Source organism: Ruegeria sp. HKCCD7296 (assembly GCF_013110775.1).
Classification (GTDB): Bacteria; Pseudomonadota; Alphaproteobacteria; order Rhodobacterales; family Rhodobacteraceae; genus Ruegeria.
In genome coordinates this window covers 57810-72288 of record NZ_WVRF01000002.1, presented here as the reverse complement: position 1 = coordinate 72288, position 14479 = coordinate 57810, and the positions used below count along the sequence as shown (strand labels likewise).

At 55.6% G+C, this 14479-nt stretch carries 14 protein-coding genes; 8 read left to right on the top strand and 6 right to left on the bottom strand.

The genetic code is table 11. From position 1 onward, the window contains the following. Positions 1–372: 372 nt before the first annotated feature. Entirely contained in the window at positions 373–918 is a 546-nt protein-coding gene (locus GS632_RS03080) for a hypothetical protein (RefSeq protein WP_171721406.1), read from the bottom strand. A gap of 378 nt (positions 919–1296) precedes the next feature. Further along, positions 1297–1824 carry a hypothetical protein gene (locus GS632_RS03075; protein ID WP_171238398.1) on the bottom strand — a complete coding sequence of 176 codons (528 nt, stop codon included), beginning with the start codon at positions 1822–1824 and terminating at the stop codon, positions 1297–1299. Between the two features lie 442 nt (positions 1825–2266). On the opposite strand from GS632_RS03075, the gene GS632_RS03070 reads away from it, so the two are divergent. Beyond that, positions 2267–2590, top strand: a complete 324-nt coding sequence (locus GS632_RS03070) for a 5-aminolevulinate synthase (protein ID WP_171238397.1) — start codon at positions 2267–2269, stop codon at positions 2588–2590. 235 nt (positions 2591–2825) lie between these two features. On the opposite strand, the gene GS632_RS03065 is transcribed toward GS632_RS03070, so the two are convergent. The 4 genes from GS632_RS03065 to GS632_RS03050 all read right to left on the bottom strand — a co-directional run bounded on the left by GS632_RS03065 (position 2826) and on the right by GS632_RS03050 (position 7967). Next, positions 2826–4535: an adenylate/guanylate cyclase domain-containing protein gene (locus tag GS632_RS03065; RefSeq protein ID WP_371811104.1), complete on the bottom strand. Its 1710-nt coding sequence runs from the start codon at positions 4533–4535 to the stop codon at positions 2826–2828. A 193-nt stretch (positions 4536–4728) separates the two neighbouring features. Then, a complete protein-coding gene (locus tag GS632_RS03060) occupies positions 4729–5349 on the bottom strand; it encodes a trans-aconitate 2-methyltransferase (RefSeq protein WP_171721408.1) in 621 nt (206 codons plus the stop codon). A 201-nt stretch (positions 5350–5550) separates the two neighbouring features. Further along, on the bottom strand, positions 5551–6750 hold the full coding sequence (locus tag GS632_RS03055; protein WP_171721409.1) for an integrase arm-type DNA-binding domain-containing protein: 1200 nt from the start codon (positions 6748–6750) through the stop codon (positions 5551–5553). A 182-nt stretch (positions 6751–6932) separates the two neighbouring features. After that, the gene (locus GS632_RS03050) at positions 6933–7967 is read right to left on the bottom strand and encodes a LacI family DNA-binding transcriptional regulator (RefSeq protein ID WP_171619074.1); all 1035 of its coding nucleotides are present in this window, start codon (positions 7965–7967) and stop codon (positions 6933–6935) included. 136 nt (positions 7968–8103) lie between these two features. Between GS632_RS03050 and GS632_RS03045 the strand changes: the two genes are divergently transcribed. The 7 genes from GS632_RS03045 (at position 8104) to GS632_RS03015 (ending at position 14473) form a co-directional block, all read left to right on the top strand. Then, positions 8104–8289: a hypothetical protein gene (locus tag GS632_RS03045; protein WP_171174115.1), complete on the top strand. Its 186-nt coding sequence runs from the start codon at positions 8104–8106 to the stop codon at positions 8287–8289. Between the two features lie 23 nt (positions 8290–8312). Beyond that, on the top strand, positions 8313–9458 hold the full coding sequence (locus tag GS632_RS03040; RefSeq protein ID WP_171234234.1) for a TRAP transporter substrate-binding protein: 1146 nt from the start codon (positions 8313–8315) through the stop codon (positions 9456–9458). A 111-nt stretch (positions 9459–9569) separates the two neighbouring features. After that, entirely contained in the window at positions 9570–10082 is a 513-nt protein-coding gene (locus GS632_RS03035; RefSeq protein ID WP_171174111.1) for a TRAP transporter small permease, read from the top strand. 11 nt (positions 10083–10093) lie between these two features. Then, on the top strand, positions 10094–11422 hold the full coding sequence (locus GS632_RS03030) for a TRAP transporter large permease (protein ID WP_171238889.1): 1329 nt from the start codon (positions 10094–10096) through the stop codon (positions 11420–11422). Between the two features lie 12 nt (positions 11423–11434). After that, complete coding sequence (gene hisD, locus GS632_RS03025) at positions 11435–12742, top strand: histidinol dehydrogenase (protein ID WP_171174107.1); 1308 nt, start codon at positions 11435–11437, stop codon at positions 12740–12742. After that, the gene (locus GS632_RS03020) at positions 12735–13496 is read left to right on the top strand and encodes an SDR family NAD(P)-dependent oxidoreductase (protein WP_171238888.1); all 762 of its coding nucleotides are present in this window, start codon (positions 12735–12737) and stop codon (positions 13494–13496) included. The genes hisD and GS632_RS03020 overlap by 8 nt, the downstream gene beginning before the upstream one ends. Further along, on the top strand, positions 13493–14473 hold the full coding sequence (locus tag GS632_RS03015; protein ID WP_171238887.1) for a zinc-binding dehydrogenase: 981 nt from the start codon (positions 13493–13495) through the stop codon (positions 14471–14473). The genes GS632_RS03020 and GS632_RS03015 overlap by 4 nt, the downstream gene beginning before the upstream one ends. Positions 14474–14479: the final 6 nt, after the last annotated feature.

The following is a 14479-nucleotide window of genomic DNA, read 5'->3' as shown; positions in this document are numbered from 1 at the left end:
TCTCGATCCGCTAACCAAGACCAAGATTGAGCACGCTCAAGCAGTCGTTCACTCAAACCAAACGTGCTGCAATGCAGCTAACGACAGCTTTGTCCGCATTGCAGACATTGGGCGTTATTAACTGAATGTCCGCATCGAGCCCAAAGCGGCCTATTGTGATCCATCGCGTGCCGGATCGATACGATGGCAGAGACCATTGTATGACCTCTGCCTTATCCCTTTTTGGAAGGCGGGTTTCCTCCGCCTTTCGAGGCCCAGTTTGGACCAACAATGCTAAGAGCTTTGGGGCACCGGAAGCGGTGGGACGAGTTGTTCCATTGGTGGCGGCATAAGAAACAAAACGTACACCTGAAGAAGCTGCGCCGCGGACACCTATTCTTCGACAATTCCCACGGCGAGACCTTCCGTGAAGCTCAGAGCTACTCTGTCTCCCGGGCTAAGCTGTTCAACAAACTCACGACCAACTTCTGTTTCAACCTCGATCATTTGTTCCGTGCCGCTGCTGTCTGTCACAGTGGCGATTGAGCTCGCGGCGTCGAAGGAAACAAAAGTCAGAATTAACGTAACCATCGTTCCGGCAGCCACGCCCGGTGTTGATCCCTCTGCAGCCTGGGCTTCCAATTCAACCATACTGTCAACCTCACCGGGGAAGGCCATGCTTGCAGCTACCCCCAGTGTGTAAACCGCTTTGACTGTGTCGCCTTCTTCAATTTGGTCGAAGTTTACGACTTCCGGTCCCGCAACAATGGTCTCTTCTTCGCCCGTCTCTGAGTTTTGCAGCACGATAAGCCGAGTGTCCGGATCAACCGACTTAACTGTCGCATCGGCTTCGATGGTCACGCTGCGCTCAGCTGTTTGAGCGAAACTGAGCGCGGGCAAAATCAAGAAAAATGCGGACGCTAGAAGTTTGATTAGCATGTCTTCTCCTAATGAGATTGATGATGGAAGTCTGCAAAGTAGCACACAGTTTCGCAGGATAGCCAAACGTTGCCACACCGCTTCGCAGTTTCAAAGATGTTTGTCAGTCAGCATCAGCAAGGACCGAAGTTCTCGAGCATCAGATTTCCACCAGAGCGCACACGTAATCTTGAGTGCTTGGGCGGACAACGCTTCAGGTTTCGGTCTCTTGCTTGCCATTCTTGGTCCTCCGTTTCCTAAATATAGCAGTGGACCAATTCAGTTGGGGAAGCTCATACAAGGCTGTAGGCTGAGTACCGTTGTTTATATTGTTTAGGGGTCATATCGCCAAAAAAATGGCCGCCCACAACGTGAGCGACCTTGAGATTTTGAGTCAAATTAGTTGGTTAGAGAGGCATTGCACTCACGCGCCGCTTCTATTGCCTTCTTTGTTCCAGCAAGGCTTACTTCGAAAGCAAAATTACTCTCTGGCATTACAATCATAGACTCGCGTTCCATAACGTCTGTTACGAAGTCAGGGTTGTTGGCTAGAAGATAACCGCCCTTGTAACCATCTGCCAGATTGGGCGGCGCCGCTGTTGTATCTCCGTAGTACAACTTGTTGTCCATGAGTAGCTCGACCTTGTCATCCTTAAACTCCATGTCCGCCTTGGTGAAGACCCCCATGTAGCCGAACTCTTTGTCCGGGGTCAGACCCATTTGCACGACGTTGGTATTCTCATCGACCCGTTCTATCAGGCAGGTGTTCCGGCTCTTGTCCACAAAGATGTTCCAGCCGGATTCTTCGCCATAGTTTACGAACTCCGCATTGTCTTTCGGCAGAATGTTTTTGTCCTTGGCATTCCCGACGGTTGCACCGCAGGCCAGCACGGCAGCAACAAAAAGAGCCTTGGTTGTCGTTTTCATAGTAATACTCCCGCATAAGTCTTTCGTTTCGGCATTGCGATACTAGGCGGCGTACGCTCGCCGTGTAAATGATCAGATCGAACTTCGAGCTGGAGCTTATACGCAAATCGTATGGCGGACATAGATTACAAGCAAGTTAGCTCAGCATATTCGATTGTAGCGACGTCTGTTTCGTCCGCGAAGCAAACGCTCACGATAATACTGCGAATGACCGAACCGAGTCCTTTTCAGACTTTGGGTCAGGCGCAGCATCCGTTTCGAAGGCGGGTATCAGCTATTCGCTTCATCTGAATAAGCAATACTCTTACCGGCATTCACTTCGCTAAAATAAAGTAATCGGCTTCACTGATGCGCCATCATACGCATGCTAAAATCCTACGCAGAGAATGTTGGTTCATGAGAGGTGCGCGGTTTTTTTTGCGCACGGTGAAGGATTTGAAAAATGGAGCTTCTGGCGTTGAAACCACTGGCCTTGGCCGTCTTGGCGGCAGGGGGGTATGGCGTTGCAACCATCGGAATGAAACTGGCCTCAGCCGAATGGACGGCGGTGGCGCTCGCTCTGATCATTCTGGGTTTTCTTGCCGCCACCCAATCCGAGGTGGTGCTGATGCGCACAGTTCCACTTTCCGAGCTGTATCTAATAATAATTGCGCTCGAGACGCTGATCGTACTGACCTACGCCTACAGTATCGGCGAAGGGCTAGAGCCGCGCGATTGGACAGGCGGCGCGCTTGTATTCGCGGGGCTCGCGATCGTCTCGCACTGACCGGACATGGGGTGGCCGGCGCGATACGCTACGCTCGGGCCAACGATGACTTGTTTGCCCAATGGGGTCGGGAGCAGTCTCTAAGTGTTCTGACGGCAACGGCGGGTATGTCCGCGCAACAGTCATTGGTGACCGTTGTAGCGAATGGCGGCTGTGAGCCCTTTGCGGTCATTCGGCTTGACCTGACGCAAGCATTCAAGACAAGCGGCAAAGCAAGGGCCGATCACAGGAAAAATCAGGCCGGGATACCTGCCTTTGCAAGCCCTGCAAGGTAAAGTTCCATTTGATCATCCCGCTTCAGATAGAACAGCTTATTTTTTGCGAATGACCGCGAGAATTTCGGCTCTTCCACCATTAGGTTATGCACCATCTTCGCCAGATCTTTGTCCCGCCCGAGATTGGCAAGCGCCACGACTGCATGCGCGGTGGCCCAGTATTGGCAATTTGGCACATCGCGAGCCCGCTCTGCCCAGTCCAGAGCTTTCTCGAACTGGTGATCGAAAAGCAGAGTCAGCGCGCCATAGCTCAGAAAGGCCCAAAGCTGTGGATGGTTAGGGCTCATCTCCACGGCTTTCTCGAAATTGGCAATCGCCTCTTCGTATCGTCCCTCATAGGAAAGTGAGTCTCCCAATCCGCAATATGCTGGAGCCAGCGTCGGGTTCAATTTGATTGCAGTTTCATTCTCAGCCAGCGCGCTGCGGTATTCCCGGCGGGCCAGTTGGACTCTGCCCATCAGCATGTAGAGCAGCGCATTCTGGTTATCCATTGAAACGGCGGTGCGTGCGGCAGCCAGCGCTTCGTCCATAAAGGCAGAATCCGGTTCCGTGTCCCAATACACCATCCCGAGAATCGTGGCATAGGCCCACCAGGCGTGTGCCTCGGGAAAACTGGGGTCCAGTTCGCGGCTTTGGAGAAACAACCTCTGAGCTTCACGGTTGCTTACGGCAGTAAACTTGTAAAAGTGCGCAAGCCCAAGATGATAGCAGTCCCAGGCATGGGGGTTTCGGCGCGGCGTATCTTCTAACTTGCGCCGGATCGCATTTCCGACCTCGGGCTCCAGTCTGCCAACAATTGTTTCCGTGATCTCGTCCTGAACATCGAAGATGTCTTCCAACTGACGGTCATATTTTTCCGCCCACACGTGGTTGCCAGTCGATGCGTCAATCAGCTGAACCGTGACTCGAATGCGCGCACCCGCTTTTCTGACCGAGCCTTCGACAACGTAGTCGGCGTCCAAGTCATCGGCGAGCTGCCGAACATTCGGGGATTTTCCCTTGTAGGCAAAGGTCGTGTTGCGCGCGACGACCTCGAGCCAGTGGTGTTTCGACAGAGCCGTAATTATGTCTTCGGACAACCCGTCCGAAAAATATTCCTGTTCAGGGTCGCCTGAAATGTTGTCAAATGGTAATACGGCGATCGCAGTTCCGTCAGGGGACCCGGGCGGTTCAGAATCAAAAAGCGGATCTACAGACTCGGCGTCCCCCCACCACCAGACTGGCACCGGTCGATCAATGTTCTTAAGCTCACGGTTTTCTCCGCCTTGGAACGCGCAAGCCGTTTTGCTGTCCAGGCATTCATAGGCGGAGCCGGAGATGAGAACCTGCCCGGCTTCGGCAAGCGCTTCCAAACGAGCGGCGACGTTAACGCCGTTACCAAATACATCATCCTCCTCGAAAACGACTTCACCTGTGTGTATCCCAATTCTCAACTTCAGTGTATTCTGGCTGGCCAAAGAGTTCTGAATGGCGACAGCACAGGTCACAGCGTCAGAGACTGATGGAAACTCGACTATCCAACCATCCCCCATGCATTTCACTAAATTGCCGCGATGCGCGACTACAGAAGGGTCAAAAAGCCCAGATCGAAACTCTCGCAACGCGCTGAGCGTTCCGCTTTGATCCGAGTTCATAAGGCGGGAATACCCGACCAGATCGGCTGCTAGTATGGCGGTCAGCCTGCGTTTCAGAGGTCATCCTCCTCCGAGCAAAGTGTAATTATCAAAGATTATCATGCGCAGGCTTGGAAAGAAACCGAAGGGCGACTTCGCCCGCAAGACGGCCGCCGGATGAGTAAAGTTGCAGCGAAGGCATGAGCAAGGCCATTGGATGTCACAGTCGTGCCGAAGCGCATTAGCAGCGCTACTGGCCCACGCGTAACAAGCTGAATTGGAAGGGCTGAGAGCTTCCCCAAGGAGTATGGTGTGTGTGCTTCCGATGCGTGACCAGGGAAATACGATCGCCTAATACCTCGCTTAGCCCCTCTGGATCATAGCGAACGATTGGCAAACCGCTGCACTTCTTCGGACCATCGAGTGCAAACGTTGCGATAATCGCATGGCTACCTGGGAGAAGGCAGCGGTACAACTGGTCCCGGTAGGCGGAACGGTCGTCCTCATCGACAAGGAAATGAAATACGGCGCGATCGTGCCATAGATCATAGCTTCTCTCCGGGCTCCAGGTTGTGACATCGGCTGCGATCCATTCAATCTGCTCGCCTACGGCGCCAAGTTGTCCACGAGATCGATCAAGCGCAGCTTTGGATACATCGAGCACAGAAACGTCGCTCAGTCCTCTTTCGATCAGGCGTTCTGCGAAGCGTGAAGTGCCTCCGCCTATGTCTATCACAGAAGAGGCATTATCGACGCCGACCACGTCGCAGAGCTCCAACGAGATCGAGGGATCATCCTGATGCCAACTCAGCTGGGTATCGTCTTTCTCGCGGTAGACCTCCTCCCAGTGGCTCACTCTCTCGTCTGCCATGGTGTCTCCACTTGATCCCGTCAGGTGGTGATCATGTAACTTTAGGTCAATGACTGCAATGTCCGCAACTCGGTCACAGCCCAAATTTTGACGAACGTCCGCTATTTGGTTTGAAGATGCAGTTGAAAATATGCTTGTTTTCAGGTCTTGCCCCCAGAGTACACAAAAATTGTGTCGTAAACGAACCGAGCCGCTGCCTATTTAACCGCGAAGCTGCAATATCTTGCTTTCGGTCTGGGTTACGAAATCGGCCCATTTCTGCATGAGGACGCGTCGCTTATCCAGCAGATCTGAGCGCGCATAGGACCGCTCCACCTTATTGCCGATGGCATGGGCTAAGGCCGTTTCCGCGGTTTCGAAACTTGCCGTTTCATTGTCCTGAATCCACATCCTGAACGACGACCGGAAACCGTGTATGCGACCCATTTCATTCAGGTGGTTCAGTACCTTCGCCATGGCAACGTCGCTGACGCCTTTGTTCGTCCTCGGGCTTGGAAACAGGAAGTCATTGCGCCGTAGTTCGCGGCATATCTCAACCACGTTCATGGCCTCGGTCGATAGAGGGATACGGAAATCCTGCACTTTGCCTCGTTCGCCTTTCATCCTCTCTTTCGGCACCGTCCACACGTCGCCGTCAATCTCATCGAATCGAGCCCCGCGCACTGGCATCCCGCGCGCCGCCGTCAGGATCGTGAAACGCAGAGCCAGGTAAGAGGGGTGATGTTGATCCAGCCGCGAATACAGATCAGGGATCTCTTGCCAAGGCGTTGCGGGCAGGGGCTTTTGAACGCGTTCGACATAACCCAACATATGACGGGCCGCGTCACAGATGAACGGTTCCGCCTCATAGCCCATCAACTTTGCCTGCCGCAGAACCATGCGAGTGCGGTACATCGCCTTGTCGGCAGTCTCGTGCTTGGTGCGCCAGATCGGTTTCAAGGCATCGTGAATATCGCGCTGGTGCAGGGTGCTGATTCTGCAATTGCCGATCTTGGGGATTACGTGGTTCTTGAGCGGCGAAAACCACATGCCTCGCTTGCCATCGCCGCGCAGACGCTCCTTGCGCCCATCGAACACCAGTTGTGCCATTTCCTCAAACGTAGGGTCGTTCTGGCTGTTTTCTTCCTCTAAGCGCCTGCGCTCACGCTCCGCAATCGGATCTTCGCCGCGTTCCGCGAAGGCGGCCCACTTAGATCGTTCTTTACGTGCATCAGACAGGGACATGTCAGGGTAAGAGCCCAAGCCCATATCTCGCCGCTTTCCGTTGATCTGGAAACGGAATGTCCAGCGCCCGCCGCTCTGCGACCGCTTTAGGGATAGGCCGCCGCCATCCTGCACGACGCTGCCTGGAGGTGCGTTCTTTACTTGAATCGCGGAAAGTCGGTTATTTCCTCTTGCCATATCTGCCCCACATTCTGCCCCACACTTGCGGTGGATTGATTTGCAACATGTTGACACAAGTTGCTACAAGCCAAATTCGCAAAATGCAACATGGACAAGGATGTAAGTTCGATTTGCAACATGTTGCAACAGCAACATGGTGCGCGCTACCCGCTCCAGAGCACGCCACGGCCATGCGGAGTCTAACGGATCTGGTTTTCCTTTGCCCCGGTCAAAGAATCTCGCGCAACCAAGCGGGTGGACAGTTCAACGGAACGTCCGGGCGCGCTTGTTTCAATCATATGTATCAATTCCAATGCTGCTTTTTGACCCATTTTACGATGGGGGACATGAACCGTTGTCAAAGTAGGTGAAACTATACAGGCCAATTCGATGTCATCGAACCCGGTGATCGAGATTTCGTCAGGCACGCTCAGTCCCATCTCTTGCGCTTGGCGCATTGCGCCCACGGCCAGAACATCATTGCCACACAGAACCGCCGTCGGGGCAGGGGTTTGAGACATGAGATTCTTGAAAGCGTCGGCACCGCTTTCGATTTCATAAGTGGTTTCCACTACGATCAGGTCGTCTGGCAGCAGTCCGCTTTCCGCCATCGCGTCTTTGATGCCCGCGATTCTCAACCGAGCACGGTCGTTGCCTTTGCTGATGCCTGAAATCGTGGCGAGACGTCGATGCCCAAGCGCGATAACTTGTTGCGCCAAGGTTTTCATGGCTTGCCGGTTGTCGAATCCTACCGAAGGTGTGCGGTTGCTTGGGTTGAAAGACCAAGCAACCAGCGCTGGTATCTTTTGCCGTTCCAGATAGTCATAGATCCGTTCTTCACGGTCATGACCGATCAGCAAAAGCCCGTCAGCGCCGCGCGCAACCAGAGTTCTGATCTGCTCTTCCTCGGCTTCGGGTTTGTAGGCAGAGCTTGAGACAAGCAGCGTGTAACCGCGTTTGTGAATCTCTTCTTGAAACGCCTGCAAACCGCGCGCAAAAATGGAGTTTTCCATCGTTGGAATGATTGCACCGATTGTGAAAGACCGCTTTGCCGCCATCACTCGGGCTGCAAAGTTTGGCGTATATCCCAGTTCATCAACCGCGCACAAAACACGCTGGCGCGTCGTTTCAACAACGCGTTGCGGATTGTTCAGACAGCGCGACACCGTGGCGGTGGAAACACCCGCCGCCTTGGCAACGTCATCCAGCGTCGGTGCGGATCGGTGCTTTGACATTTTCAAACTCTTAGTTCCGTTTGCCCTAAGTTATGCGTTTTTTGGGTGTGATGAAAGTGGTTATGTAAGCGCTTGCATTTATCATGTAAGCGCTTACAAATGAATTTGAGAGCCGATTCTATTGGGAGCCCCGAATATGTTTGTCGCTGCATCTGCTGTCGTTTTTGCGATCTACTTCGCCAACGTCGCCCTTGGTGCCTATGCGAACAGCGCGTTTCTTGGGGACGTTGGAGAGATGTTGGTTCTGTTCGCGGCGTCGATCTTGTTCGTTGTCGCAATTCTGAAAAAGGAAGCTGACCGCGACGCAACAAACGGTAGCTGAATTTTTGCTTGGGAGGACAATTCATGAACAACGACAAGACCGAACTGGCGTCAGCCGAACGCCGTAATTTTCTTAAGCTGAGCGCAAGTGGTGCGTTCACAGCTGCCTTGGTAGCCGGGGCAGGCGGGGTGTTGTGGTCGTCCGAGGCCGCAGCGCAGACCGCTAAGGAAGAGCGCGAGCGCGAGCAAGCTGCAGACCATGTGATGACGGTCGCCACGGCCTACGTTCTGGGCGCCTCACGCAGCTATCCAATCATGCAGCTGGACCTGAAAGAGAACATCCAGAACGCCACTAATGGCAAAGTCTATGTCAAACTGGCACCGGGCGGGCAGTTGGGTGCTGGCGGGTCCCTCGTTCAGAAAGTGCAGGGCGGGACCATTCAGGCGGCGCAGCATTCGCTTTCGAACTTCGCGCCTTTTGCGTCGACTGTTGACCTGATCAACATGCCTTATCTGTGCGGTTCGAACCAGCGTTTTACCAATCTTGTCCATTCTGACACGTGGAAGAACGAAGTTCATCCCAAGGTCGAAGCTGCGGGCTTCAAGGCCCTGTTCTACGTTAACATTGACCCGCGTGTTGTCGCGGTTCGGCAGGGTGGCAATGCGGTCATCACGCCGGGCGATATGAGTGGCATAAAGTTCCGCGTTCCCGGCTCTAAGATGCTCCAGCAGTATTACCGTATGGTTGGTGCCAACCCGACGCCTGTTGCCTGGGGTGAGACGCCTTCGGCCATCAAGCAGGGTGTCGCGGATGCGCTTGACCCCTCGGTCGGGGCGCTGTTTGTCTTTGGCTTCAAGGACATCCTGAGCCATGTAACCTTCACACAGGCGGTTCCGGACAGTCAGGTTTATTCCTGTAACCTCGAGTGGTTCAACTCGATGCCCGCTGATGTTCAGGAAGGCATCATGTGGGGGTCTGAAATGACTGCGCATCAGAACCTCTCCAAAGTTCCGTCAGCACGTGCATACGCCATGGCCGAGTTGAACAAGGCAGGCGTCCAATTCCACTCGCTCAGCGAAGACCAACTGGCCGAATGGCAGGATGCGGGCGGCTATCAGAACGCCGATTGGGATCCGTTCAAGACCGAACTGGCCGGGTCGATGGAAAACTTCGAAAAGCTGGTCGAAGCCGCCGGAACGCAGGGCAAATACTACGTTCACGACGCCTAAGGCGCTATCCGTGGACGCCATCCGGGCGTCCACGATTGTTTTCTGCAGTCAGCCCGTTATCGGCCCGCCACGGCGGGCGAGGGTCTGGCTGTGCTGTCGCCGGAGGATCAGATGGCCATTCTTCATAACATAGACCGAAACGCAGAGCGCTGGTTGCTGCTGGTGTTCTACGTGATGCTGGTGATCACCATGGCGATCGAAGTGCTGCGGCGTGAGATCTTCGCTTACTCCTCGATCTGGGGCGAAGAGATCGTACGCTATTCCTTCATCTACCTCGCCTGGATCGGGGCCGCCGCTGCGGTCAAGGAACGTGCGCATATCCGCATTGATGTCATCATGCATTACCTTGGACCGCGCCCCAAGGCGTTACTGTATATTTTCGGCGATCTGGTGATGTTCGTCGTGGCCGTGATCGCGCTCTATTGGTCTTACGAGGCGGTTCATGTCTCGGCCAAATTCGGCTCGGTGACGGATGGTCTGCGGGTTTCCAAAGTCTGGTTCCTCATGGCCGTTCCAACTGGGTTTGCGCTGATGATCTGGCGGCTGATCCAATCCCTGATACGCGATCTGAAATGTCTGCGAGACGGCACCCCCGTCTTCGAAGGCGACAAGCTGTTTGACTGAGGAGAAATTGAATGCTTTGGAATTCCCTCAATCAAACCGTTGAACTCGGCTGGGATTTCTATGTCCCTGTAATTCTTTTCGTTGCTTTGATCGCCATGGCCGTGCCTGTATGGGCCGCTATTGGGTCGGCAGCTATTGTAATGCTGATCATGTCTGGCGACTTGCCGCTAAGCTTGGTGGGCGAAAGCCTTTTCACCGGTATCGATGCATTCGCGCTGACCGCTGTGCCCCTGTTCATCCTGACCGGAGACGTTCTGGTTCGTACAGGATTGTCGCGCAAGTTTCTGGACGTGGCCGAGGCGCTGACCTGCTTCGCCAAGGGCGGGTTCGGCTCGGCCACCGTGCTTGTCTGCGGCATGTTCGCGGCGATCTCGGGTTCGGACGCGGCGGGCGCTGCTGCCGTGGGCCGGATGACCATCAACCGTCTGGTCGAAAGCGGGTATCCGCGCCCTTATGCCTGTGCACTAGTGGCCGCCGGGGCCTGTACCGGCATTCTGATCCCACCCTCTATCGCATACATCATCATCGGCCTTGTTCTGGGTATTTCCGCCTCGACACTGTTTCTGGCCGCTCTGATCCCAGGACTGGCCATTCTGGTATCGATCCTGATCACCAACATCATCATGAATCGTCTATACGCCTATGAGGGCGGCGGCATAATGACTATGGGTGAATGGTTGTCCAACTTGGGCAAAGCCCTTAAATCAGGCTGGTACGCTTTCATCGTGCCGGGCATCATTTTCTACGGCATCTTTTCGGGCCGACTGACGCCGACCGAGGCCGGTGCGACCGCCGTGGTGGTCACCATCATCATGGGGTTTATTCTGCGCACGCTGACGCTGGCTGACTTCCCGTCCATGTTGGTCAGCTCGGCGAAAGTGAACGGGGTGATCCTGCCCATCATCGCTTTTTCCGCGCCGTTGGCCGAAGCGCTGGCAATCATGGGCGTGCCCCAGGGGTTCGTGGCCTCGGTAACGTCGCTGACGGATGATCCTTATCTGCTGATCCTGTTGATGATCGGCATTCTGATCGCTGCGGGGTGCGTGATGGAAACGACGCCCAACATCGTGATCCTGGCACCGATCCTGAAACCCTTGGCCGACAATATCGGTATGAACGAGATCCAGTTCTGCATCATGATGATCACCGCGCTGGGTGTTGGTTTCATCACGCCACCGCTGGGTCTGAACCTGTTCGTTGTGTCTGGCATTACCGGCGAGTCGATTCTGAAGATTGCCGCCCGGGCCGTGCCTTTCGTATTGACTATGCTGATCGTGGTGCTCTTGATCGCCTACGTACCAGCTGTCTCGACCACCTTGCTTCCTGAAATCTACCAATAGGACCTTTGCAACATGCCCCGTGACTATCTGAAAAAGGCAACCCTGACGGCGCAGTCTCATGCGACCGAGGTGCATGATACGGTCAAGACAATCCTGTCTGATATCGAGACCGGAGGCGACGCCAAGGCATTGGAATACGCCGCCAAATTCGACAAGTTCGACGGAAATGTCCTGATGACCCAGGACGAAATCGACGCGGCCATAGCGTTGGTGCCCGAGAAACTAAAAGCCGATATCCGCTTTGCCCATGACAATGTGCGTCGCTTTGCCGAAACACAAAAGGCCACTGTGTCGGACGTTCAGACCGAGATCGTGCCCGGAGTTGTGGCGGGACAAAAGGCCATACCCGTAGATGCGGCAGGGTGCTACGTGCCCGGCGGGCGCTACAGCCATATCGCCAGTGCGATCATGACTGTAACCACGGCCAAGGTTGCCGGGTGCCGCCACATCACCGCCTGCTCTCCGCCCCGTCCGGGCGAAGGGGTCGCGCCAGCGATCGTCTATGCGGCCCATATTTGCGGGGCCGACAGTATTCTGGCGATGGGCGGCGTGCAGGGCGTGGCAGCAATGACCTATGGTCTATTCGGCCTTCCACGCGCAAACATCCTTGTTGGGCCGGGCAACCAGTTCGTGGCCGAGGCCAAGCGCATTCTTTACGGCAAAGTCGGTATCGATATGATCGCAGGACCAACTGACTCCCTGATTCTGGCCGATAGCAGCGCAGATGCACATGTGGTCGCCACAGACTTGGTCAGTCAGGCCGAGCATGGGTATAACTCTCCGGTTTGGCTGGTGACGGATGATCGTGCTCTGGCTCAGAAAGTCATGGACCTGGTGCCGCAGCTGATCGACGATTTGCCCGAATTGAATAAGGAAAACGCTGCAGCCGCGTGGAGGGACTATGCAGAAGTCATCGTCTGCGATAATCGCGAAGACATGGCTGCGTGTTCCGATGAATACGCCCCCGAACACCTGACCGTGCAGGCCGAGGATCTGGATTGGTGGCTGGACCGGCTGACTTGTTATGGTTCGCTGTTTTTGGGTGAGGAAACTACTGTATCCTACGGCGACAAAGCCACCGGAACCAATCATGTTCTGCCGACCTCTGGCGCGGCCAGCTATACCGGTGGTCTGAGTGTCCACAAATATATGAAGATCGTGACGTGGCAGCGGGCAACACGCGAAGGGTCCAAGCCCATTGCCGTCGCCACCGCGCGGATTTCTCGGTTGGAAGGGATGGAAGGGCATGCACGCGCCGCAGATGTGCGTTTGGCCAAGTATTTCCCGGATGAGCAGTTCGATCTGACCGCAGATGGATGACCCGCGCGCCTTGTTTGACCTGACGGGCAGGGTGGCTTGTGTCACCGGCGCAAGCTCGGGGCTGGGGCGGCAAGCGGCACACGCGCTTGCAGCCGCAGGCGCGCAGGTTGTTGGCGTGGCTCGACGCCAAGATGCGTTGGCGCAGCTGCAAGTCGAGATTGGGTCTCGGGCCGCTTCGGTGGAAGCCGATGTTGCTGATCGTGACGGAATTGAGCACGTGGCGGAAGCCGTCAGCGCCAAGTTCGGCGCGCCCGACATCTTGGTTCATGCGGCTGGGCTAAACACGCGTGAGGTCGCCGATGATGTGACACCAGAAGGGTGGGACGCCACGCTGGCGGTGAACCTCAGCGCACCTTTTTTTCTAAGTCAGGCCATGGTGCCTGCGATGAAAGAAAAGGGGTGGGGGCGCATTGTCAATTTTGCTTCGCTGCAAACAACGCGCGCGTTTCCCGGCGGTATCGCCTATGGCGCAACCAAGGCGGGGATCGGGCAATTGACCCGCGCGATGGCCGAGGCATGGTCGCCCTTTGGTATTACTGCAAATGCCATCGGACCGGGGTTCTTCCCCACAGAACTGACGCAGGCCGTGTTCGATGACCCCGAGCGTGCCAAGCGGAATGCGGCGCAAACCTGCATCGGACGCAATGGTCGGATGCAGGATATCGACGGACCGATTCTTTTCCTGTGTTCACGGGCCTCGGACTATGTGACCGGGCAGGTTTTGATGGTGGATGGGGGGTTCACAGCCAAATGAAAGCACTGGTTTACAAAGGTGTAGAGCAGATGGAGTTCGGGGATGTGCCGAATGCAGTACCCGACGCATCTGAACATCTGATCCGGATTGAAGCCGTAGGCATCTGTGGATCAGACATGCACGCGTATCTTGGCCATGATGCGCGGCGACCGGCTCCTTTGATCCTTGGCCATGAGGCCGCCGGGGTGATTGTCGAAGGTCTTCGCGCAGGAGATCGCGTGACGATCAATCCGCTGGTGAGCTGCGGTCAATGTCCAGCCTGCGTGGCAGGTCGTGAAAATCTGTGCCCGGATCGTCAGATCATTTCAATGCCACCACGCGAAGGGGCGTTTGCGCAGTTTGTCTCGATGCCGGACAGAAATCTGGTTGTTGTACCGGATCATGTCTCGTTTGCGAAGGCCGCTTTGGCCGAACCACTGGCCGTCAGTTGGCATGCGGCGCGGCTGGCGCTGGAAGCATTGCACCCGGCGATGCCTCGTCGCGCTCTGGTCATAGGCGGCGGCGCGATTGGGCTTGCCGCCGCATTGGCCTTGCGTGCGATGGAGGTCGAAGATGTCACAATTGCAGAACCCAATGCCTTGCGCCGGACTTATCTGCAGAAGGTTGAGGACTTCAAAATCGCGGACGCTGCGATTGGAAACTTCCCGCTCGTTATCGACGCTGTGGGATATGCGGCAACACGATCCGTCGCATCAGCCGTCGCGGACCCCGGCGGCGTGATCGCGCATGTAGGTCTTGGCGAAGACACCGGCGGTCTGGACGTGCGCCGCATGACGTTGCAGGAAATAACCTTCATCGGCACATACACCTATACCGCTCGGGATTTCCGCGAGACGGCAGAAGCGATCTTTGACGGACGGCTGGGCGCGTTGGACTGGGCTGAGGAACGCGCCTTGGCTGAAGGGGCGCAGGCATTTCGCGATATCCGCTCTGGTGCTGTGGCCGCTCCCAAGATTATCCTGAGACCCTGGGCATAGTCCCGC